General features: G+C 38.7%; 19 protein-coding genes and 1 tRNA gene. 6 read left to right on the top strand and 14 right to left on the bottom strand.

Annotated elements, in window-relative coordinates; genetic code table 11:
- Positions 1-4: 4 nt before the first annotated feature.
- The 3 genes from J8L71_RS00160 to J8L71_RS00150 all read right to left on the bottom strand — a co-directional run bounded on the left by J8L71_RS00160 (position 5) and on the right by J8L71_RS00150 (position 1,993).
- The gene (locus J8L71_RS00160) at positions 5-772 is read right to left on the bottom strand and encodes a class II aldolase/adducin family protein (RefSeq protein ID WP_210998738.1); all 768 of its coding nucleotides are present in this window, start codon (positions 770-772) and stop codon (positions 5-7) included.
- Positions 773-912: 140 nt separating this feature from the next.
- Positions 913-1,236, bottom strand: a complete 324-nt coding sequence (locus J8L71_RS00155) for a c-type cytochrome (RefSeq protein WP_210998737.1) — start codon at positions 1,234-1,236, stop codon at positions 913-915.
- 217 nt (positions 1,237-1,453) lie between these two features.
- Positions 1,454-1,993, bottom strand: a complete 540-nt coding sequence (locus tag J8L71_RS00150; RefSeq protein WP_210998736.1) for a DUF2058 domain-containing protein — start codon at positions 1,991-1,993, stop codon at positions 1,454-1,456.
- 199 nt (positions 1,994-2,192) lie between these two features.
- Between J8L71_RS00150 and J8L71_RS00145 the strand changes: the two genes are divergently transcribed.
- A complete protein-coding gene (locus J8L71_RS00145) occupies positions 2,193-3,341 on the top strand; it encodes an MFS transporter (RefSeq protein ID WP_210998735.1) in 1,149 nt (382 codons plus the stop codon).
- Here J8L71_RS00145 and J8L71_RS00140 read toward each other — a convergent pair.
- Entirely contained in the window at positions 3,308-3,808 is a 501-nt protein-coding gene (locus J8L71_RS00140; RefSeq protein WP_210998734.1) for a prolyl-tRNA synthetase associated domain-containing protein, read from the bottom strand. The two genes, J8L71_RS00145 and J8L71_RS00140, sit on opposite strands and share 34 nt — an antisense overlap.
- Position 3,809: 1 nt before the next feature.
- Positions 3,810-4,217 carry a hypothetical protein gene (locus J8L71_RS00135; RefSeq protein WP_210998733.1) on the bottom strand — a complete coding sequence of 136 codons (408 nt, stop codon included), beginning with the start codon at positions 4,215-4,217 and terminating at the stop codon, positions 3,810-3,812.
- Positions 4,218-4,382: 165 nt separating this feature from the next.
- Here J8L71_RS00135 and J8L71_RS00130 point away from each other — a divergent pair.
- The 4 genes from J8L71_RS00130 (at position 4,383) to J8L71_RS00115 (ending at position 11,376) form a co-directional block, all read left to right on the top strand.
- Positions 4,383-4,458, top strand: a tRNA-Ala gene (locus J8L71_RS00130).
- 184 nt (positions 4,459-4,642) lie between these two features.
- On the top strand, positions 4,643-5,905 hold the full coding sequence (locus tag J8L71_RS00125; RefSeq protein WP_210998732.1) for an extracellular solute-binding protein: 1,263 nt from the start codon (positions 4,643-4,645) through the stop codon (positions 5,903-5,905).
- A gap of 44 nt (positions 5,906-5,949) precedes the next feature.
- Positions 5,950-9,111 (top strand): response regulator, encoded by a 3,162-nt coding sequence (locus tag J8L71_RS00120; protein WP_348771766.1) that lies wholly within the window; start codon positions 5,950-5,952, stop codon positions 9,109-9,111.
- Between the two features lie 66 nt (positions 9,112-9,177).
- A complete protein-coding gene (locus J8L71_RS00115; protein WP_210999332.1) occupies positions 9,178-11,376 on the top strand; it encodes an EAL domain-containing protein in 2,199 nt (732 codons plus the stop codon).
- Between the two features lie 54 nt (positions 11,377-11,430).
- On the opposite strand, the gene J8L71_RS00110 is transcribed toward J8L71_RS00115, so the two are convergent.
- Positions 11,431-12,678 carry a glutamate-5-semialdehyde dehydrogenase gene (locus J8L71_RS00110; RefSeq protein ID WP_210998730.1) on the bottom strand — a complete coding sequence of 416 codons (1,248 nt, stop codon included), beginning with the start codon at positions 12,676-12,678 and terminating at the stop codon, positions 11,431-11,433.
- Positions 12,675-13,781, bottom strand: a complete 1,107-nt coding sequence (gene proB / locus J8L71_RS00105) for a glutamate 5-kinase (protein WP_210998729.1) — start codon at positions 13,779-13,781, stop codon at positions 12,675-12,677. Before proB ends, J8L71_RS00110 begins: the two co-directional genes overlap by 4 nt.
- Before the next feature lie 859 nt (positions 13,782-14,640).
- Between proB and J8L71_RS00100 the strand changes: the two genes are divergently transcribed.
- Positions 14,641-16,488, top strand: a complete 1,848-nt coding sequence (locus J8L71_RS00100; RefSeq protein WP_210998728.1) for a sodium:proton antiporter — start codon at positions 14,641-14,643, stop codon at positions 16,486-16,488.
- A gap of 86 nt (positions 16,489-16,574) precedes the next feature.
- Here the strand turns inward: J8L71_RS00100 and J8L71_RS00095 are convergent, their stop codons facing one another.
- The 7 genes from J8L71_RS00095 to miaA all read right to left on the bottom strand — a co-directional run bounded on the left by J8L71_RS00095 (position 16,575) and on the right by miaA (position 23,548).
- Positions 16,575-17,213 (bottom strand): tetratricopeptide repeat protein, encoded by a 639-nt coding sequence (locus J8L71_RS00095; RefSeq protein ID WP_210998727.1) that lies wholly within the window; start codon positions 17,211-17,213, stop codon positions 16,575-16,577.
- Between the two features lie 111 nt (positions 17,214-17,324).
- Entirely contained in the window at positions 17,325-18,638 is a 1,314-nt protein-coding gene (locus J8L71_RS00090; protein ID WP_210998726.1) for an adenylosuccinate synthase, read from the bottom strand.
- Positions 18,639-18,853: 215 nt separating this feature from the next.
- Positions 18,854-19,732: a protease modulator HflC gene (gene hflC / locus J8L71_RS00085; protein ID WP_210998725.1), complete on the bottom strand. Its 879-nt coding sequence runs from the start codon at positions 19,730-19,732 to the stop codon at positions 18,854-18,856.
- 5 nt (positions 19,733-19,737) lie between these two features.
- A complete protein-coding gene (gene hflK, locus J8L71_RS00080) occupies positions 19,738-20,907 on the bottom strand; it encodes an FtsH protease activity modulator HflK (protein WP_210998724.1) in 1,170 nt (389 codons plus the stop codon).
- A gap of 100 nt (positions 20,908-21,007) precedes the next feature.
- Entirely contained in the window at positions 21,008-22,297 is a 1,290-nt protein-coding gene (hflX, locus tag J8L71_RS00075; RefSeq protein WP_210998723.1) for a ribosome rescue GTPase HflX, read from the bottom strand.
- Between the two features lie 15 nt (positions 22,298-22,312).
- A complete protein-coding gene (hfq, locus tag J8L71_RS00070; protein WP_007375939.1) occupies positions 22,313-22,576 on the bottom strand; it encodes an RNA chaperone Hfq in 264 nt (87 codons plus the stop codon).
- 81 nt (positions 22,577-22,657) lie between these two features.
- Positions 22,658-23,548 carry a tRNA (adenosine(37)-N6)-dimethylallyltransferase MiaA gene (miaA, locus tag J8L71_RS00065; protein WP_247655172.1) on the bottom strand — a complete coding sequence of 297 codons (891 nt, stop codon included), beginning with the start codon at positions 23,546-23,548 and terminating at the stop codon, positions 22,658-22,660.
- Between the last annotated feature and the right edge of the window lie 15 nt (positions 23,549-23,563).

Genomic DNA, 23,563 nt, shown 5'->3' with positions numbered 1-23,563 from the left:
TTCCTTAATTAGCAAAACTGGGATCAAGTCGGTAGGCTTTACGCAACATAGCTGGCCACGCAAGTTGACCACCTGTAATACCGCTGTGCACCACGTTAGCTTGGTTATAAATATTGTCGATTATTGGCTGTGGCACTTCAATAGCTTCTTGTGAGCTGGCTTGCAATGCTAATTGTATTTCACAAGCACGCTGTAAATCGTAAAAACGCATAAACGCATCACCCACAGTGGGCCCTACCGTTAAGCCGCCATGGTTTACTAACAGCATATGATTGGTTGTGCCTAAATCATTTTGTAGCACTTTGCGTTCATCGTCGTTTACGGCAAGCCCTTCGTAGCCATGGTACGAAAGTGATGGCAGTGAAAACATTGAATATTGGCTCAGCGGTAACAAGCCATTTTTTTGAGTCGCAACGGCAATTGTTTCTTTGGTGTGTAAGTGAATAACACAATGTGCATCTTCACGTACCTCATGAATAGCACTGTGTATTGTAAAGCCCGCTGGGTTAATCTTAAACGGCGTGTCATCAATAATATTACCGTTTAAATCTACCTTCACTAAATTAGACGCGGTTACTTCATCAAACGTTAAACCAAAGGCATTTACAAGGTAATGATCGGTACCGGGTAATCGAGCCGACAAGTGCGTGTATATTAAATCTCCCCAACGAAAGTGATCAACCAGTCTATAGCAAGCAGCTAAATCAACACGTAGTTGCCACTCTTGTTCTGATACTTTATTTTTTAAATCGAGTTGGGGTAAATCAAACATAATAAGCCTTTTAAAAGACGCACCAAAACAAGATGCGAATAGATGTTTAGAAGTCTAAAGCAGTATTAATTTTATAGCAAACACAAACAAAACAGCCACACTATTGTGTGGCTGTTTTAAAGCTTAGCTATTGCTGCAAGTTATTTTACTTTAGATAGGTAATCTGCAATTGCATCAAACTCTTCATCAGTTACTGTAGCAACCATTGCTTTCATTGCCATAGTCATACCGTTGTTACGCGCACCTGACTTAATGTCTTTCATTTGCGCTACTAAGTAGTCTTTGTTTTGACCGTTTAGTTTTGGGTATGCGCCCATAATAGGTGCTTTACCTTCCGCACCATGACATGTTTGACAATTTTTAGCGGTATATAATGCAGCGCCATCAGCAGCTGCTGCATTAAACGAAAAACTTGCGGCTAAACTAATACCCGCGCCTACTAGTAGTGTTTTCATCTTGCTCATTGTATTTTCTCTTCTTTTTGACGGTTAGAAAAACTTCTTCAATGATTGTAGTAAACAATCAAATAAAAAGCATACGTACCAAGTCGCCCTTGACGATCAAACAAAACAGCGCGACTAATAAGTTTATGCTCACTCTTGTATACCTTAGCAAATAAAAATGAGCGACAACTTAATTAACCTAAACATGCTCTATGTATAAGCAAAATTTAGAGAAGATTTACCAAACAATATCATCTGGTACTTCAAAGTCTGCGTATGGATCGTCTTCATCTTTAGGCTTGTTTTCAGGCTCAACATGAAAAACAATATACTTTTCGTCTACTTCCGCCACTTTACGTGCCGGTTCGTCTTCAAGTACAAAAAACTGTCCTTCAAGCACACAAATAGCTAAACGGCCACCCGATAACGCTTTTTGAGTTTTTTCGTTTACGTCTAAACCTTTAACTTTATTTTGATAAGTAAAATTAAAGGTACGCTCGCCACGAATAGTGTCTTGGTTATGATGCTCTAAAATTTGCTTAACACGTGCCTCTTGCTCACGCTGTTTTAATTCATCTTGGCGAGACTGGTTAAGTTCTTCCGCCTTTTTTTGCTGCTCAAGCTTGGTTTGTTGAATATGCTTTTGCAGATCGCTAGGGTTACTTGTTGCCCCTTTTTTTTGCTTTTTTTGTTGCTTACGTTTTTCTGACTTAGCAACTTTAGCTTTGTGCGAAGTTGTTAAACCTGCTTGCAGCAATTGGTCTTGTAATGAACCCATGGCTTTATTCCACTAAAAACTTATATTAAGGTCATTTTAATCACCAACGACTACAAATAATAGTGCTATCGGTATTAATCTATCATACGAATGATTACTAACCATGATTTGGCGCAAATGCTGCTCATTTAACATATGAAATATAAGCCATTTTTAATATACTTTGATTAACTTATCTCCCCATATTCTAAGTTTCACAATGCGTCTATTTCATTTATTAGCATGCTCTGTGTTTATATTTTTTGTGCTTTACGCCCCGCAGCCTCTACTTAGCTTGTTTGCTAATGAATTTAATGTTCTGCCTGCACTTGCAGGCAGTTTAATGACCGTAACCATGTTGCCTTTAGCTATTGCACCACTTGTGTATGGATTAGTGTTGGCTAAGCATAACCCGCTTTTAATTCTTCGCATTGCCATGATTGTTTTAGGTTTTAGCTGCATACTCTTTATTTACGCGCCAAGCTTTGAGCTACTGTTGCTTGTTCGCTTTTTACAAGGCTTAACGCTTCCCGCAGCACTCACCGCAATGACCAGCTATATAGGAATGAGCTATACCGCTGATAGCTTGCAAAAAAACATGACGCTATACATAAGCAGTAGCATAATAGGTGGTTATTTTGGTCGCGTATTAGCAGCTATATTTAGTGACCTATGGCATTGGCAAAGTTTTTACTATGTAATTGCCTTTGCATTAATTTCTTTGGCTTTGAGCATTAACCACTCACGCTTTATTAAGCCGCCTATCAGCGAGGCGCTCTCACCTCTTGGTTACATTAAACAACTTAAAGAAGGGCCTGTGCTAAAAGTATATGGCGCAGTCTTTTGTATGTTTTTTTGTTTTGCAGCGCTTTTAAACTATTTACCCTTTATTTTGCAGCAAACCTTTAAAATAACAAATACGCGGGATATTGGCTTAGTGTATAGCGGCTACTTAATTGGCGCACTAGCATCTATTACAGCACCTTGGTTACTTAAAAAAGCTTCTACCCCTTGGCATCTATTAATTGCAATTTTTATTTTTTATAACATCAGTATTTTATTACTAATGAGCCAGCAGCTAGTGGTGTTTTTAATTGCGTTTACCTTATTTTGTGGCGCTATGTTTGTTATTCACTCTACAGCGGCGCCACTCGTTAATAAAATAAGTAAAGCTCCGCCAAGTGTAACAAATGGTGGCTATGTATCGTTTTACTACAGTGGAGGAGCGCTTGGGTCTTTATTACCAGGAGTGGTGTATCAGCATTATGGGCAAACAGCGTTTATGTTTAGCTTATTGTGTATTTGCCTATGTGGATTTATGCTCATTGTTTGGGCTTACCGAGATGGTAAAAAAACCACCCGTGGCTGATGCTGGGTATAATTAAAAAAGCTTTCTAAATCAGGCTTTTTTAACAACCATGTTTGAGTGTTTTCAAACGGGTGGCAATGAAATAAATCTCCAAACCAAATATCCTGATCTAACCATAAACTAACATTGTTTTGTTTGTCGTTAAACAGTGCCAACATAGACACACAACCAGGCTCAACCTTTAAGTAACGCGCTAAGCGCTCATTTGATGCAAACCCTAATCGCGACAAACCTTGCTGTTTAGCCAAGGTTTTTAAATCGAGCTGTTTATCGTGCGCTGTAATAACTAAAAAGTGACGCTTCCCTTCGTTATCGCGTAAAAATAGATTTTTTAGTCGAGTACCAGGGCGCTCTATCATAAAGGCATCTGCATCAAGACTTGTGTGCAATGGCGGGTGCTCTATTACATCGTAATTTATATTTAGCTGAGTCAGTGCTTCAGCTAGCTTTGCTTTATCCGCTAACATGTTACAAACAACGCCCTCGAAGCTGCACACTTAAATCGCGCCAAAGCACTTCATTCACTTCGTGTTTGTCTGGGCAATAGTTACGCGATGCTAGCTCTTCATTTAAAAGCTCTACAGCTTGATCTTCTAACTGCAGTTTTAATACACTCGACTCTTCAAAATGCTCTTGTTCAATATAACGCTGCACATCCGAACGATTAGGTCTTTTTTTACCGCCTCGTCCACCACCATCATCTAAATTAATATTACTGCGGTGCTTTGCCTTAACCGACACAACATATGCAAACAACTTATTGCCTTGCTCATCTTGCTTTTCGTGGAATTGTTTATTATTTATTTCAAAAGGAGGCTCGTCATTTGTGGCGCAACCCGCGAGTAAAACCATAAGCGCTAGAACAGATTTTTTCATTGTTTTTATCGTTTTAGTGTTGAATTAAGCTGAGTCTATCAAAAATTAGTGTAAACAGTGAAAAATTACGAAAAAATACTTGACCAATTTTATAAAAAAACTTAAAGTTCGTCCCGCTTGGAACTCAGCAGCCAAGTAGTTACGAAATACGTAATTTAGGAATGTGGGGCTATAGCTCAGCTGGGAGAGCGCCTGCCTTGCACGCAGGAGGTCAGCAGTTCGATCCTGCTTAGCTCCACCACTTTCCTACCCCTTCTTTTATACCTTTAGTAACTTTCTAAAAATACTCAAATATCAGTCTGTTTTATTATTTAATCCTATACTCTTTTTTATTAATTATAATTTTTATATTGTGCTGTTAACTTGTGTCTTTGCATGTTGTTGGCTATACATAATGTCAAACATATTAATACTTTAGGCTTAACATGGATTTGCATAAACGCTCCTCATTAAAAAAGTTAGCAACCATAGGGCTAACCGCAGGTGCTATTACACATGTTCCGTATGTATTTGCCCGAAAAAAAGTAACTTTAAGAGTGTTAGGTACCCACGTAACTCTGCAAGAAGCCATTCGTAAACAAGCCATGAGCGACTTAGGTATTAATATAGAGTTCTCCCCTGCAGGTAGCGCAACGGTGCTACAAAAAGCGTCAATGAATCCAGGCTCTTTTGATTTATACGAGCAATGGTCTAACAGTATTAATGTACTTTGGAATGCGGGCTCTATACAGCCAATAGCGAAAAATCGCCTATCTCACTTTAACGAAATAAACTCGCTAACGAAAACTGGTAAACTCACTGAAAATGCAAATATAGGCGCAGGAGATGCTCCTTATAAATTACTTAACGTGCAAGAAGACGGTACGTTAAGTGCACAAGAAAGCGATTCCATTAGCTTTTTACCCTATGTACATAATGTTGACTCCTTTGGCTATAACACTGAATTTATAAAGCCCGGTATTGCTTACGAAACCGAGAGCTGGAGCTGGTTACTAGATGAAGCCAACAGAGGAAAAGTTGCGATAGTAAATGCCCCCACCATTGGGTTGTTTGACCTTGCTTTAGCTGCCCAAAGCAAAGGGCTAATTAAATTTAAAAATATAGGTTCAATGACACGCTCAGAGCTCGACAGGCTATTCAGCATTCTTTTAGATTATAAACGCCAAGGCCACTTTAGTGGCTATTGGAACTCAGTACCTGAGTCTGTTGAATTTATGAAAAGTAATCGAGCTCATATAGAAAGCATGTTTTCCCCAGCTGTTTCAGCCCTAAATAGTCAAAATGTTAATGTTCGCTTTGCGGCGCCAAAAGAAGGTTATAGGGGCTGGCACGGGGTTATGTGTTTATCATCACAAACACAAGGTAGCGTTAAAGACGCAGCTTACGATTATATGAATTGGTGGCTTTCTGGCTGGCCAGGCGCATTTATTGCTCGACAAGGTTATTACATTAGTAACCCTGAGCGATCTAAGAGCCTTTTATCTCAAGCTGAATGGGACTTTTGGTATGATGGTAAAAAAACGCCTGTCGATCTTTTAAATACCAATGGAGATATAGCAATTAAAGCAGGAGAAAGCAGAAACGGTGGCAGCTATGTTAAACGCTTTAGTAATGTTGCAGTTTGGAACTCAGTGATGCCTACCTACGACTACAGCTTACAAAAATGGTATGAGTTAATTAGCCGATAATGTTAACTCGCTCAATAAAGTCAAAAATAACATTAGCGCTATTTGTGCTAATCAGTTTACTGATCATTCAAAGCTATTTATTTAACTACTCACAAAACACCTTGCTGTCTTTGCAAAAAGCGCAGCAACAGGCACTAGTTCAAAGTGGTAACGTAACACAACTTGAAAACGAGGTGATTTCTCTACAAAGCCAAGCAATTGCTTTTATAGATAAAGCAAATAAAAGTACAATTGATAAGTTTAATTTGTATTTCAATCACGCCAATATAAGCTTAGGAAAACTAAAAAATAGCATCTCACAACGCTCACCTGATTATCAAAATATATTAATACGCCTTGATGAGTACCTACACAATTATAAAGAAACTTTTGATCAGACTGTACTTAACAGAAATAAAAGAGAGCGTCTTTATTCAGAACAATTCCAAAAGCCAATAGAATCATTAATACTTGAAATTGAACAACTACAAATAGACGCAACTCAGCAAACTATCTACGCAGATACTTTACTCACAATTAGTAACCTAGAGCATGCTGTAGTGAGCTATTTATACCAGCCAAACTTTGACGAAGCTCAAAATGTGAAGCAAAATTTAAATCACTTACAAACAAAGTTAACTAGTATCACCAGCGATAATCACTCATTTTTAACAAAAGTTGATGAATTAAAAAAAGCATACAACCAACTTATTTTGCTTACTCGCAGTTATACTTTTTCAACCAATGTAGTGCTAACAGGCATAGAAAACGAACTACTCTACCTAGCCACTCAAATAAAAAATATTGAACATGAAAAACTGTCTGAAACAGAAAAAAAACTGAGTTCACAACTAGAAAGTAATACAGATCAAGCAAACGTATTTGCTGCTTTAATTACCATAATTATTATTTTAGCAAGCTACTTTATTTTTAATGCTGTCATTAAACCTATTACTCAGTTAACCACGCTATTGAATGGTATGAGTAACGAGAAGAAAATTACATTAAATAATAGTAACCAAAACCAAAGTGAAATAGCCTCAGTTATTAGAGCAGCCAATACACTTTATGAAAAAAACAAACAAACTAAAGAGTTACTAATAGAAACCCAAGCTTTAAACATACAAATGGAGTCAATGAATAAAGATTTAACGGTGGCTATTTCACAAGCCAAAAGCGCGAATAAAATGAAGAGTGATTTTGTAGCAAATATGAGTCATGAGTTACGCACTCCCATGAACGGTATATTAGGTATGCTGCAATTATTAAGAGACGGTGATTTAGCAACTAAACAACAGCATTATGCTGATAAAGCCTACTCTAGTGCTCATAATTTACTGCATATATTAAATAATATTTTAGATTTTTCTAAACTTGAGTCAGATAAAATAAAAGTAGAGAAAATCCCTTTTACTCTCGATTCGATTATTAAAAATACGACAAACCTTTTTAAAGACAGTGCTAATCAAAAGGGATTAAATTTAGAATTTAACTTGCATGCAGACCCTAACCTTGAGCTTATTGGCGACCCTTTTCACCTAAATCAAATAATCAATAATTGCATTGGAAATGCGATTAAGTTTACTAAATATGGAAAAATTCAATTAATTATTGAAACTATTGCACAACAAAAAAACATAATTAATCTGCGTTTTTGTATCAAAGACACTGGTATAGGCATGGATGCAGAACAGCAAAAGCAAATATTTAATTCTTTCTATCAAGGTGACGCTTCAACCACTCGCAAGTACGGCGGAACGGGCTTAGGTCTTACAATAAGCCAAGAATTTACAAAGGTATTAGGTGGGGAAATACAAACAAGAAGCGAGAAAGGTAAAGGAAGTGAGTTTTATTTTACTCTTCCATTTGAAATTGCACCTCAGCACAAATTAAAAAAACGCGCGCTGTTAATTACACAGCATAAAGAACAAACAGAGCAGCTGCTTTCTCTACTAACTAGTATAAATATAATTCCAGAGACAACCCAAGAGCCACTTAGAGCGCTGGCAAAAGTCTCTCAGCCAAGTTCCCCTTTCGACATTGTTATTTTGACGCTTTGCGAGGAAGAAACTAAAAACAGTATTATTTTGCAAAAGCTTATTGAGAGTGCTCAGACAGGTACTCAAAAGCTAAAAATAATTGCGATTATAACTGACACCGATACCCCTAATTTAAGTAACATCCCACATGATGTTCATATCATAACTAAAAGCTACCGTAATTCTGAACTTTTAAAATTACTAGCTCCAAATGGCTCTCCTAAACAAGTTATACATGAAAATCTTATTCAGTTTACAGGTAATAAAGCACTGATTGTTGATGACAGCCCACTCAATATTGAGGTGACAACTGTCATGCTAGAAAAACTAGGTTTAGAAGTATTTAGTGCATTAAACGGCCAACAGGCCATTGAAGCAGTGGAAATGCACGTTTTTGATATTATTTTTATGGATATTCAAATGCCAGTAATGGACGGCATAACAGCAACACGAATTCTAAGAGAGAATCAGGAGCAACTCCCTATTGTTGCATTAACTGCCGCAGTTCTTCCTGAGGATAAAAAAGCCGCGATAAATGCAGGGATGAATGATTTTTTAACTAAACCTCTTATTTTTGACTCGCTTTATGAATGTATAAAAAAACATTTAACTACAAATAAAAATAGAATGGTGCTGAATATTCCCGTAGCCTTAGAGAACTTAGAACAGAATAGAAAACTTATTAATAAGCTTTTGGAGCAATTTGCAGCAGATTACAGAAGCTTTAGTGTTACATTCAAAAAGCACTTAGATGCTAACAACAGCGCTGAACTGGCTAGAAACACACACGCGCTTAAAGGCTTAGCAGGTACGTTAGGGCTCGAAAAGCTAGAACTAATAGCAAAGGAAATAGAGCGGCAAATAAATAATAAGGAGCCTATTTTATTTTCACAGTTAGATGGGCAGTTAATACTCACATTTCATGCAATTAAACAATATTTGCTCACACAGCAGTTAAGTGAAAAAGAGCCTATGGGCGAGATTCATAACCTTGATGAATCTATAGATGCTATTTACGAATTAGCTGTGAGTGCTAAACCGATTCCAAATGATTTATTAAAAAATTTAAACAGCTCTACCTTAGAAACATCACATCCATTACACCAGCTTAAATCCGCAGTAAATCAATTTAACTATCAACTTGTTATTGAACTTATAACTCAGTATCGAAATGGTGATTTTAATTAGCCAATATTAAAAAATTAAGCTAAGTTATATTAGTTAATATATCTAAAAGGATTGAATGTGCACGCGATGTATTCGGCTGAAAAAAACAATGATTATCATAATCAAAAACACAAACCATTAGTTTTAATTGTTGATGATGAGCCTAACAATCTACACGTTCTGGTTGAAGGTCTGCTAACCGATTATGATGTTAGGATTGCAACTAGTGGTGAGCAAGCGCTTGTATTTATAGAATCGATAAAACCTGATTTGATCTTGCTTGATATTATGATGCCTGGCATGGACGGCTATGAGGTATGCAAAACACTAAAATCTCGACAGAATACTAAAGGTATCCCGATCATTTTTGTTACTGCGATGACCAATGAAGACTCTGAAGAGCATGGGTTTGCATTAGGTGCCATTGATTATATACATAAACCCTACAAACTTGCGCTAGTAAGGGCTCGTATTCGCACACACATCACCTCTCAAGGTATGCTTGATAGGCTTATAGAAAAAAACTTCGACCTACACGATAAATTATTAGAAATAGAATCTTTAGCACAAGAATTAAGTGCAAGAGAAGAAGAGCTAAAGCAACTATCCTCCAAACAAAAGCTTTTTTATCAAGCACTTACAAGCACAGCTGACGGCGTTGTAATTACAGACTCTCAAGGTGAAATAATTGCTGTTAACCCGTCGTTTTGCCGAATTACAGGCTTTTGTGAAGCGGAGGCACTTGGCACTCAGCTGCATAAACTAAAACAAAATAACCAACCTGGCATTAGCTTTAATAACGTATGGCAACATGCAAATAAGGCGGGATATTGGAGTGGTGAACTAGTTACAAGGCGCAAAAACGGTGAGCTATACCCTGAACTTTTAACACTAAGCATGGTTAAGGGCGATCAAGATACCAATATACATTTTATTGGTGTATTTAGTGACATATCGAGCATAAAAGTTACCCAAGAAAGAATAGACTATTTAACTTGGCATGATGAGCTCACAGCCTTACCAAATAGAAACGGCTTTTTAAAACAGCTTGAACAACAATTACAAAATTGCTCCAATGAAAACAGTTATGCCTATATTTATATTATCGATATAGATAGCTTTCATTCTATAAACGATGGCCTAGGTTTATTAGCTGGCGATAAAGTATTAAAAGAGCTCGCCAACCGAATTCACAAAAAACTTGATAAAAAAGATGTAATAGCTCGCCTAGGTAGTGATGAATTTGCAGCGTTAAGCAGTGTGGATAAGGGCGTAGGAAGGCTTAGAACACAAGAAATAGCAGAACGAAAAGCGCAAGAGCTATTAAGAGTCATTAATGCCCCCTTCATGATTGAAGACCAAGAGATTAGTATCACCATAAGTATAGGAACTTATATATTCCCTCGTGAAGATCAATGGGAAAACGCTATTGAAACAATAAGGAACTGTGAGGCAGCTTGTTATAAAGCAAAAGAAAAAGGTGGTAACAGAGTTACTTTTTTTGATAATTCGTTTGGGGAGCAAGCAAGGCGCAGATTTGAAATAGAACAAGATTTACGCAAAGCTATTTCACAAAATGAGCTGTCGCTTTATGTACAATCACAATTTGATGGTAAACAGCAGCTAAAAGGTGGCGAAATTTTACTACGGTGGACTCACCCACAAAAAGGCTTTATTAGTCCCGCTGAATTTATTCCGGTAGCTGAAGAGTCGGACATCATTTATGACCTGGATTGCTGGGTACTCTCTAATGGACTTAAACTTATTGAGAGCTTAGATGAGCGTCACCGAGATTTAAGTCTTTCGATAAATATAAGTGGAAGGCATTTTCACGAATCACGCTTTTTATCTCAAATACAAACCGAAATTGAAAAATATAATATACAACCAAATCAACTAACAATAGAAATTATTGAAGGCACATTACTTAATCATATGGAAGCAGCTGTTGAGGCGGTACGTTTTCTTAAAAACTTGGGTGTGCGCGTATCAATTGATGATTTTGGTACTGGGTATTCAAGCTTAACCTACTTAAAACAGTTGCCGATACAAGAGCTAAAAATTGATCGCTCGTTCGTTTTTGATGCACCGACTGATAATAACGATAAATTAATAATTGATATGATAGTAAGTTTAGGTCGTGTATTTGAATTAGAAGTGATTGCTGAGGGGGTAGAAAACCAATCTCATTTTGATTTATTAAAAGAGTACCCTGAAGTAATTTTGCAGGGCTATTACTTACATAAGCCAGAGCCTGCAAATGACTGGTTAGAAAAACTAAAGTAAAACTAAAAAGCCGAGCAGTTTAACGACTCGGCTTTTTTGACTAACCCGCAGCTATTATTCGCGAACTTGCCCGACACCATTAACTAAGTATTTTTCAGTCGTTAATGATTCTAAGCCCATAGGACCATATGCATGCAGCTTAGTGGTAGCAATACCAATCTCTGCGCCTAGGCCAAGTTGAGAGCCATCTGAAAATCGAGAAGATGCATTTACCATAACTACTGATGCATCAACACTGCGTTGAAACAGCTCTGCTGTCGTGTCGTTTTTAGTACATATTACTTCGGTATGGTTAGAACCAAACTGAGCGATATGATCAACTGCAGCGCTGAAAGTTGGCACGACGCGAATAGCTATCTCAAGATCTAAGTATTCTTCACCAAATTCGTTATCGGCTAGTACGGTTGCATTATCAAAATACTTTGCTGCAGTGCTATCGGCATTAATTTTTACGCCTTCTTGGCGTAATACTACGGCACATAAATTTAAAAATTCATCAGCAACATCTTGGTGAACTACTAAACCTTCAAGTGCATTACAAACGCCGGTACGTTGTGTTTTACCATTAAGTAGTAAGTTAAGTGCAATCTCTAGATCAGCATCTTTATCTACGTATAAATGACACACACCTTTAAAGTGCTGAATAACAGGAATAGTGCTATTCTCAGTTACAAAGTTAATTAAACCTTCGCCGCCGCGAGGAATAATCAAATCGATGCTTTCGCGTTGCTGCATTAATTCCATCAATAAAGCACGGTCAGGATCAGGAATAACAGAAATAAGCGAAGTTGGTAGATTATGCTTATCAAGCACACTGTGCATTACACTTGCGATGGCTTGTGAGCTTTTAAGTGCTTCCTTACCACCACGTAAAATAACACCATTGCCTGATTTGAAACAAAGTGCACCCGCGTCTGCTGTTACATTAGGGCGAGCTTCGTAAATCATACATACAACGCCTAGAGGTACGCGCATTTTGCGAATTTTAATACCGTTTGGTCGCTCAGTGATGTCACGTAACTGACCAACAGGATCATCTAAACTCACAATTACCTCAATACCTTCGGCCATTGCCTCGATACGTTCATCATTTAAAGTTAGACGGTCGATCATAGAGGCTGCTAAATTATTATCACGCGCTGCACTCAAGTCACTTTCATTTTCTTTAATGATAAACGCTTTTTGAGCGCGTAGCGCTTGAGCCATTTCTGTTAATACTTGGTTTTTAGTCTCGGTGTCGAGTAAAGCAAGTGTTGTCGCAGCTTTTGCTGCCTGGCGTGATATATCCGTAATTAAACTCATGACTTCTCCAATAATGCGATATCTTTTTCAGAAATTACAGGACCAATTGAATCCTGCATTTTTTCACTAAATTCACTCTGCTCGTTATCTGCAATAAAGTTTAACAAACAGCTACTATAATTTGCGGTCGCTTTGGCTAAACGCGTACCGTCTTCACTTCGTACTAAAATGGTGTCGCCAACGGCAAATTCACCATGTACTTCCATAATTTCATCACCACGGATACAGCCGCTTTCACCTTCTAGAGACTCATCAAATGAGCCATCGACTACTACTTCACCTTGCTCATTTGCTGTATGCGTCATCCAGTGAACTGAATCTTGCATTGGTTTTTCATATGGTGAGAATACTGTTCCAGGGTTGTCACCGGCTAACAAACGAGTAAATGTTTCTTCTTTAAAACCGTTAATAATATAAGTAGCAATACCATGTGATGTTGCTTTTTCAGCGGCCTCAATTTTTGTTTTCATGCCGCCCGTGCCTACTGAACTTGTAGCACATCCTGCCATAGCATAAATAGACTCATCAATTGATTTAATTTCAGGTAATAAAATAGCATCATCATGCAAATTAGGATTTTTATCGTACAACCCATCAACGTCTGAAAATATTAATAGCGCGTCTGCATCAGCGGCAGCTGCCACCATGGCTGATAAGTTGTCATTATCACCGACTTTTAAATCATCCGTTGTGACTGCATCATTCTCGTTGATAATTGGTAGGATCCCATGTTCAAGCAGAGTAAAAACAGTTTCTCGAATACTTTGGTAACGCTCACGATCACGCAAATCGCCGTGTGTTAATAATAATTGTGCTGAAGGAAAATCAAAAAAGCGGTCCCACATAGCAATCATTTCTGTTTGACCTGCAGCCGCCATTGCCTTTTTCATAACAACTGAACGAGGTTTATCTGAAGGAAATAAGTGCGACCCTGCCGCCACCGAGCCTGACGAAACTAAAATAACCTCAATACCACGGGCACGACAACGAACAATAAACTGTGCGATGGTTAATATGTAGCGCGAACGACAGCCATCTTGATCTGGTGCTATCAGAGCACTACCAACTTTAAGTACGATACGTCGCCAATTTAACTTTTGCATAAATGTTCCACTTTCCATTTTATTTGTGCTCAGCTTTCGTGAGCTAAAACTTAGTAGCCACGTTTATAAACATAGCTGCGAATTTATTTAATCATTTAAAACACTTTTTTGCGCACACACAAAAACCATATCTAAAGCCTTAGCTTTAAATTTGAGGTCATATAAAAATAGCAACAACTCAAAACCTGAGCGGCACTAATTAAAAAATTTAAAAGTGTTGTTTATGCATCGCTGTAAAAAGCTGTGTGTGGCTTTTTTATTAACAACATACATAGAGCCTCTAAAGTCTGATACACCAACAGATAGGGTGAAGACCAAAGGACCGAGATTTAACCGCCACGATGGGGGTAAAATATTGAAAGTAATAGTTCAACTCAAACCTTTGTTTATTTAAAAAATTAAATAAACGTGTTTAGTAAAACCATACCAATAGTTCAGTAAATGATTTTTTATAGCGTTCTAATGCCTGATTAGTCGTTAACAACTGATTATAATGATTAAAAATGACGTTATGATTAACAACGCAATTTTTATTAAATAAACATAATTAGATAACTAATTATTAGAACACGAAGTATATTACGCTATTTTATGCTTTAAAATCAAGGTTAAAATTCGTGCTAAGTAAATACAAAATGATCCTTGAAGGTTATTTTTGATTAAAATTCAATAAATTGAATTGATACAGCTCAACAAAATAAGCTAGTCACCCTCTCGCAAAAACCCGAATGCCGACTAAAATTCCTTAAGTAATTAAAATTAAATTAGTAAATATAAACTTTCGCGTGTATACCCCTGTATTAATAACTAACAAAAGTTATACTTTTAAATAACGTCATCAATAAGGAATTTTTATTCTATGTCAGCAATTTATATAGCCGGTATCGCACTTTGCTCCGTACTTGCCCAATGGGTAGCGTGGGCGTTTAGGGTACCCGCTATTCTCTTTTTATTGCTTACTGGTCTTTTACTCGGGCCATTTAGTGGTGTTTTAGACCCTGATGCACTCTTGGGTGACTTGTTATTTCCTGTTGTGTCGCTAAGTGTAGCGGTGATTTTATTTGAAGGTTCTCTCACCTTGCACTTCAGAGAACTTAAAGGGATAAGCAAGGTGGTGCGCAATTTATGTTCTATAGGAATGCTAACTACCTGTATTATCATTAGTCTCAGCGCTTATTGGTTATTAGAGCTGAATTGGCGTGTGGCTGCAGTGTTAGGCGCCGTTTTGGTTGTTACAGGCCCTACCGTTATAGCACCGTTACTGAATTCAATGCGCCCTACACAAGATATAGATCGCATTTTGCGCTGGGAAGGTATTGTTATTGACCCAATAGGCGCGTTATTTGCGGTTTTAGTATTTGAAGCGGTAATGCTTGTAGGCCAAGGCGAAGTACTTAGCCACACTATTATTGCTTTATTCAAAACACTGGGTGTTGGACTAAGTATAGGTGTCGTAGCAGGCTGGGTGACAACGCAACTTATGCGCCGTGAATGGCTGCCATTTGAGCTCCATAAGTTTGGTATTTTGGCACTTGTACTAATTAGTTTTTCTGTATCAAACTATTTAAGCCACGAATCTGGCTTATTAGCAGTCACCGTATTTGGTATATGGCTGGCAAACCAAAATGATTTGGAAATAGATTCAGTACTAGAATTTAAAGAAGATTTGTCGATGATTTTAATATCGACACTGTTTATTTTACTTGCCGCCCGATTACAACTCTCTGATTTAATGATGCTTGATAGCGATGTTTTCATCTTTTTAGCCGTCGTATTATTTATTGCGCGCCCACTGTGTATTGCAATATCCACTTTTGGAACTGATCTGCCCATGAAGTCTTGCTTGGTACTCTCTTGGATTGCCCCTAGAGGTATTGTTGCTGCGGCAGTAGGCTCTGTATTTGCGTTAAGTATGATGGAAGCTGGCGTGGCAGATGCTGAAAAAATGGTGCCGTTAATATTTACTGTAATTATTATCACTGTCGTATTACAAAGTTTAACAGCCATACCTGTGGCTAAATTGTTAGGTGTGCGCCAACCATCACCTAATACTATTTTAATTATTGGTGCTAACCATGTATCACGGGCTATTGGTCGAGGCTTAAAAGAGCAAAACATACCCGTTCACTTATCAGATCCAGCTTGGGAAAACTGTAGAATGGCGCGCATGGATGGATTACCTTGTTATTATGGTAATCCGCAGTCGGAGCATGCTGAGCGCTATTTACCATTAACCACCATTCGAAGTGTATTAGCATTGTCGCCTAACAGGCATCACAATGCACTCGGCGTTCAGTATTTTTCTCATTTGTTAAATGAGAAAAATGTGTTTTCTTTGCGCTCATCTACCTCACATGCTAAAGCAAACAAAGACAGTGCCACGTTTTTATCAAGACAGATACTATTTGGTGATGATGGCTCATACGCACGTTTGAGTAGCATTATAGCTAAAGGCGGTAAAGTCAGTGCAACCCGTATTTCAGAAGAGTTTAGCTGGGAGCAATATCAAGAAATGAATTCTGAGGCTATCCCGTTATTTATATTGAAAGGTGATAAAGATAGCGATGACGATACACCTGTAAAACTAAGGCCATTTACAATAAATATGGAAAAGCCGCCTCAAGAGGGCGAACGTATCGTCGCATTACAGCCTCCTAAAATGTCAGTTTTGAAAGACCCACAAAACAAGACTAAAGAAGAAAGTTAAGTCGCTTAAATTAATCTTAAAACACAAAACCCTAGCTCAAAAAGCTAGGGTTTCTTTTTATCTCAATTAATCAAAATTCTATTTAATTACATTGGCATGCGAGCCCGCGCTACAACACTGTCTGGCATCTTTTGCGCTAACTTGCTCAGAGCGCGTTCAATTTTTTTATGTGTTGCTTTATCAGCCACCATTGAATTAAACAACCACCTATAAGCATCCTCAAAGTCACGCGGGCTACCATAACCATTGTTAAACAACGTCACTAAACGTAGCTGCGCCTTTAAATTTCCTTGCGATGATGCCTCTCGTAAATATGTAATGGCCATCGCTTTATCTTGCTGCACTAATCGACCCGTGTCGTAATAGCGCCCTAATTGCTCTAATGCAGCCGCTAAGCCTTGCTCAGCCGCTTTACGCATGTAATACACGCCTAACTCTACATTTCGTTCAACACACACACTATAAGCCAGCATGTCGCCATATAAGAACTGATATGAAGGCAGCGCCATTTTATTGGCTCGCGCTTCAATATCTTGCACTAACTGGCAATCATCTGCCTTTACACGCTGCAAATGTGTATTTTTATTTATAAGTGCAATAAGCTCTGATTCAGTATATAGCGGTACTGCAGCAGGAGATTCATCTGCTAACGCATTGGTATTTATAAATAAAGATAACGACACTAACGGTAAAGCTAGTACTGAACTTTTAAAAAATTGGCGCATGTTCACCACGTACAAAAATAGACTTACTAAATAATATACAAAGATCGTTCCAAGGTGAATTTTAGACACAAAAAAAGCTGCATTAAGCAGCTTTTTTTACATCATTGGCCATTATGCAAACGGGTTGCGAAGTACCATAGTTTCTACACGATCTGGGCCTGTAGAAATAATATCAACAGGTACACCTGTGATTTCTTCAATGCGCTTAATGTAGTCAATCGCTGCTTTTGGCAAACCTTCAAGGCTTGTTACACCAACAGTGTTTTCAGACCAACCAGGCATTTCTTCGTATACTGGCGTTACTTTCTCGTAACCTTCGGCAGCTAATGGCGTTACGTTTGTAACTGTGCCATCTTCAAGCTGGTAACCAGTACAGATTTTAAGTGTTTCTAAGCCATCTAAAACGTCAAGCTTAGTTAAACAAAAACCTGAGATGCTGTTGATTTGAACTGCACGGCGCATTGCTACTGCATCTAACCAACCAGTGCGACGAAGGCGACCTGTAGTAGCACCAAACTCATGACCTTTATCACCTAAGTGCTTACCTACAGGGTCTTGCTTATCAAGACCATCGTAAAGCTCTGTAGGGAAAGGACCTGAGCCAACACGTGTTGTGTACGCTTTAATAATACCTAAAACGTAATCAAGGTTTAACGGACCAAAACCTGCACCTGTAGCAACGCCACCAGCAGTTGTATTTGAAGACGTTACATAAGGGTAAGTACCGTGATCGATATCAAGTAATGTACCTTGTGCACCTTCAAATAAAATGTGCTCGCCTGCTAAACGTGTTTGATCTAAAAGCTCAGTTACATCAACAACCATTGCTTTTAAGATATCTGCAACAGCCATTGCATCATCAAACGTTTTTTGGAAATCTACAGCGTCTACTTTGTAGTAGTTAACTAATGTGAAGTTGTGGTACTCAAGTACTTCTTTTAATTTAGCTGCAAATAATTCAGGATTAAATAAGTCACCTACGCGTAAACCACGGCGTGCCACTTTATCTTCGTATGCTGGACCGATACCACGGCCAGTTGTACCAATTGGCTTGTCGCCACGAGCAGTTTCGCGAGCTACATCTAATGCAACATGGAAAGGCAGGATCAACGGACATGCTTCGCTTATTAAAAGACGCTCGCGTACTGGTACGCCGCGCTCTTCTAGCATGCCAATTTCTCTCATTAGCGCTTCTGGTGATAAAACAACACCATTACCAATCACACATTTAACATTGTCACGTAATACACCCGATGGAATAAGGTGTAGAACTGTCTTTTCACCGTCGATAACTAAAGTATGACCCGCATTGTGGCCACCTTGATATCGAACTACTAAAGATGCTTTGTCTGTAAGGAGATCAACAACCTTACCCTTACCTTCGTCACCCCATTGGGTGCCTAATACAACAACGTTTTTACCCATCGTAAATTCACTTAGAGAAAATTAGGACGAGATTTTACCAGAAAACCAAACGAAAGATCACCCCTGTTCAGCTTATTTTTTCTGCGGATAATATTTAGAAGTAAAACAGAGGCTAATAACCACATAAATAACAGTGATTTAAACAACTAAAACGCATTAAACAAAAAGCCCCGCAAATGCGAGGCTTTATAACTTTTTAAATATTAGGGCTAAGCTTATTGCACTTTAGCGCCTTTCATATATTTAAAGAAGTCACTGTCTGGTGAAAGCACCATAACGTCTTGCTTATCTTTAAAGGTCTTTTTATACGCCTCTAAAGAACGTACAAAACCAAAAAACTCAGGATCTTTGTTGTACGCTTCAGCATATATTGCAGCAGCATCAGCATCACCTTGACCTCGTACAGAACGCGCATTACGCTCTGCATCAGCAAGCATTACCGTTACACGACGATCAACACCCGCACGAATAGTCTCGGCTTTTTCTTGACCCTCAGAACGATGCTCTTTTGCAACTGCAGTACGCTCAGCGCGCATACGTTGGTAAATAGAGCTACTAACTTCTTGTGGTAAGTTAATTTGCTTAACACGAACATCAAGTACTTCAATACCAAGTTCACGTGCGCTTTCAGAAGCTTGAACTAATGCTTCTTCCATTAATTCACTACGTTCACCTGACACAATTTCGCGAATTGTACGAGTACCAAAGTTAGTACGCAGACCATTGTTTACTTTTTGCTTAAGTAACGTTTCAGCATATTGCTTATCGCCTCGAGCACGTAAGTAAAAAGCGCTAAAGTCGTTTACACGCCATTTAACAAACGAGTCAACAATTAAGTCTTTTTTCTCGCTTGTAACAAAACGATCTGGCGTACCATCTAGCGTTTGAATACGTGCATCAATACGGCGTACTTGGCTAAAAAACGGCACTTTAAATTGTAGGCCTGGGCCATATACAATCGCTTTGTCGTCACTGTCTTTTTGCACCTTGCTGAATAACATTACAATCGCTTTTTGTCCTTCAGGTACTACAAATACCGATGAAAAAGACATAACAATGGCAGCTAATAGTATTACTAAACTAAAGTTTTTCATTATGATTATCTCCCATCATTAAAGCGGTCATTGTTAAAGCGGTCATTACCACTGTTAACAGAGCTATTGCGTGACGTATTAACTTTATTACGTAAGTCTTGAATATCACTTGAGCTAGGAAGTGCTACGCGAGTTGCAGTGCCTTGCTTGTCCATGATTTTATCAAGAGGTAAATACATCATGTTGTTGCCGCCTTTCACATCAACTAACACTTTAGAGCTGCTACCTAGCACCTCTTCCATTGCGTCAATGTATAAACGTTCACGAGTAACTTGCTTAGCCGCTTGATACTCAGGTAAGAGCTTTTCGAAACGTGCCACTTCACCTTGTGCTTCAAGTGTAATGCGTTCTTGATAACCCTCAGCTTCTTGCGTCATACGTGTTACTTGACCACGAGCACGTGGTTCAATTTCACGCGCATAAGCCTCGGCTTCGCGGATAAAACGTTCTTCATCTTCTTGCGCAGCAATTGCATCATCAAAAGCATCTTTAACTTCTGTTGGTGGGCGTGAGTCTTTAAAGTTAACGTCTGTTACGATTAAACCTAAATTATAAGGTTCGATGATTTTATTAAGCTCATCCCACGTATTTTGACGAACAACTTCACGTCCATTCGTTAGTACTTGATCCATTTTTGCATGACCAACCACATAACGAAGCGCGCTATCCAGTGCTTCTTCTAAGCTGTTATCAGCATTAGTGACACTAAACTTATATAGGTATGGGTCAATAACACGGTACTGTACTTCAAACTCAACGCTTACCACGTTTTCATCTTCAGTTAGCATAAAGCCCGAGGCCGATAATGAGCGAACTGCTTCAATATCAACAGGAATAACAGTTTCAATAAACGTCATTTTCCAGCGTAAACCTGGATCTGCAATTCGGTCGTATTTACCAAATTGAAGTACCACTCCGCGCTCAGCTTCTTTTACCGTATAAATACCACTTAACGCCCATACAATAACGGCGATAATAAGGATAAATGAAATACCGGCTCCGCCAAGTCCACCACCGCTACCATTGCCGGATTTTTTTCCGCCAAATAAGCCGCCTAACTTGTTACTAAACTTACGGAACACCTCGTCTAAATCAGGTGGGCCTTGATCACGTCCGCCTTTATTATTCCACGGATCTTTGTCATTGCCATTATTACCCGGTTCATTCCAGGCCATAGCTATACTCCATTGTTATCTAAATAAATTAGGAAATTGTGTTAAATCTAACAAATCTACCGCGTTTCTCATACTAAAACCGACGTTAATGCGTCAATTTTTAATTACGGCTGATAAAACCAGCAATTTCAGGACCAAATTCTTTAATTAAACGATTCCACTCAACCATTGGCATTCTAACATCTAATAACCAATTGCCTTGCTCATCAAAGCGTTCTTCGTGAACTGCATTTAACGTAAACAATGAAGCTCTCAAACGCCCGTACATAGGCGCTAGCAGTAACGTTTCGCTAAACATTTGCTTAGCTAATAGGTCGCTAATTGCTTCACTTAATAACTCACAACCTTCACCAGTTTGTGCACTTAGCCATACTCTTATAGGTTGGCCTTCGTCATCCCGATCAATTCTTGGGCTAACATCATCAAGTGCATCAATTTTATTGTATATAAGTAATTGCGGAACTTCATCGGCTTCAATTTCTTTAAGCACCGACTGAACTTGTTCAATGTTTTCTTTACGACGAGGGTCAGCCACATCAATAACATGTAACTGTAAGTCTGCCTCTCGCGTTTCTGTAAGTGTTGCTTTAAAGGCTGCGACTAAATCATGCGGTAAATGGCGTATAAACCCTACAGTATCAGCTAAAATTACTGAGCCTACATCGCCTATATCAAGCTTACGTAGTGTTGGGTCAAGTGTTGCAAATAATTGGTCAGCTGCATACACGTCAGAATCAGTGATTCGGTTAAATAATGTTGATTTACCCGCATTTGTATAACCAACCAACGACACAGTCGGAATTTCGTTGCGCGTACGCGCACGCCTGCCCTGTTCACGTTGCACGGCTACTTTAGCCAATCGAGCGCGAATGTTTTTAATTCTCGCACGTAGTAAACGTCTATCGGTTTCAAGCTGTGTTTCACCCGGTCCGCGTAAACCTATGCCACCTTTTTGTCTTTCAAGATGGGTCCAACCGCGAATAAGTCGGGTCGACATATGGCGTAACTGTGCAAGCTCAACTTGAAGCTTACCTTCATGGGTACGAGCTCTTTGAGCAAAAATATCGAGAATAAGTGTCGTTCTATCAAGTACACGGCATTGGCAAACGCGCTCTAAATTGCGTTCCTGAGACGGACTTAATTGATGATTAAATATGACGACATCTGCATTGTGGATTTTGACAATTTCAGCTATTTCTTCTGCTTTACCGGTACCGACGAATAGTTTCGGATGTGGTGCTTGACGGCTGCCTTGCACAACCGCCAAACTACTAACACCAGCAGAAGATACCAACATTTCTAATTCATGAAGATCTTCACGATCGCCATCTTTAGGTAAGTCGATATGAACTAAAATTGCCTGTTCGCCGGATTCATAGCGGTCAAACAAGCATTACGCTCCTAATTAAAAGTTTCCAGCTTCTGGTTCTTCAGTGCTCTCATCCCCTTGAACACCTTGGAAGTTGACTGCGCGAGCAGGTACAACTGTAGAAATTGCATGTTTATACACCATTTGATTTACGGTGTTTTCAAGTAAAATAACAAATTGGTCGAATGACTGAATTTTACCTTGTAATTTTATGCCATTTACCAAAAAGATTGATACTGGAATGCGCTCACGACGTAGTGCATTCAAAAATGGGTCTTGTAACGATTGGCCTTTTGCCATGTTATTATTCCTTCGTTCTAGGTGTTATTATAATTAAGTGGCTGAACTTATTTAAATAAACTAAATAATTTTCAACTACTACTAGCTTAGCGAACTTACTACACGATGCAAGTTTTCTTCATCACCTGTTGTTAACCAAGTAACATCAGGCCAACTGCGTAGCCACGTTAACTGACGTTTAGCCAATTGGCGTGTTGCTGCAATGCCGCGAAAAACCATTTCATCATGGCTTGTTTCACCCGCAAGGTAATCCCACATTTGTCTATAACCTACACAACGAATAGAAGGCATATTGGGATGTAAATCCTTACGTAGATATAGGGACGAAACTTCATTTTCAAACCCCTGATCAATCATTATTTTAAACCTTTCTTCAATTCGCTTATGCAATTCACTGCGCTGCTGTGGCGCAATGGCAAATTGATGAAAAGTATAGGGTAAAGATGGCTGCTTTTGCTTTTGCAACTCAGTCATTGTTTTACCTGATATACGGTAAACTTCTAAAGCGCGATTAATTCTTTGTGAATCGTTTTCACTTATTTTTTCGGCAGCTTCAGGGTCAACTTTAACTAGCTCTTTATATAAGTAAGGCCAACCATGCTCATTAGCTTGTGCTTCAAGCTCTGCTCGTATAGTTGCATCAGCCTCTGGCAATGGTGATAAGCCATCAATTAATGCCTTAAAGTACATCATTGTACCGCCAACAAGTACAGGCACTTTACCTTGTTTATGAAATTCATCAATTTTTTGTACCGCATCTCGCCTAAAATCGGCCACCGAGTAGGTTTCACTCGGATCCAGTAAATTAATTAAATGATGCGGAGCACGTGCGAGTTCTTCAGCGTCGGGTTTTGCAGTGCCAATATCCATACCTTTATACACTAACGCTGAATCGACGCTGATAATTTCAGTATTTAAATGCTCACACAACGAAATTGCCAATGCTGTTTTGCCAGCAGCGGTTGGGCCCATTAAAAATATGACCGG

The sequence above is a fragment of the Pseudoalteromonas sp. MMG007 genome (assembly GCF_018100985.1).
Taxonomy (GTDB): Bacteria; Pseudomonadota; Gammaproteobacteria; order Enterobacterales; family Alteromonadaceae; genus Pseudoalteromonas.
Note: the sequence above shows the minus strand (reverse complement) of the source record. Positions and strands in the feature narration are given on the sequence as shown.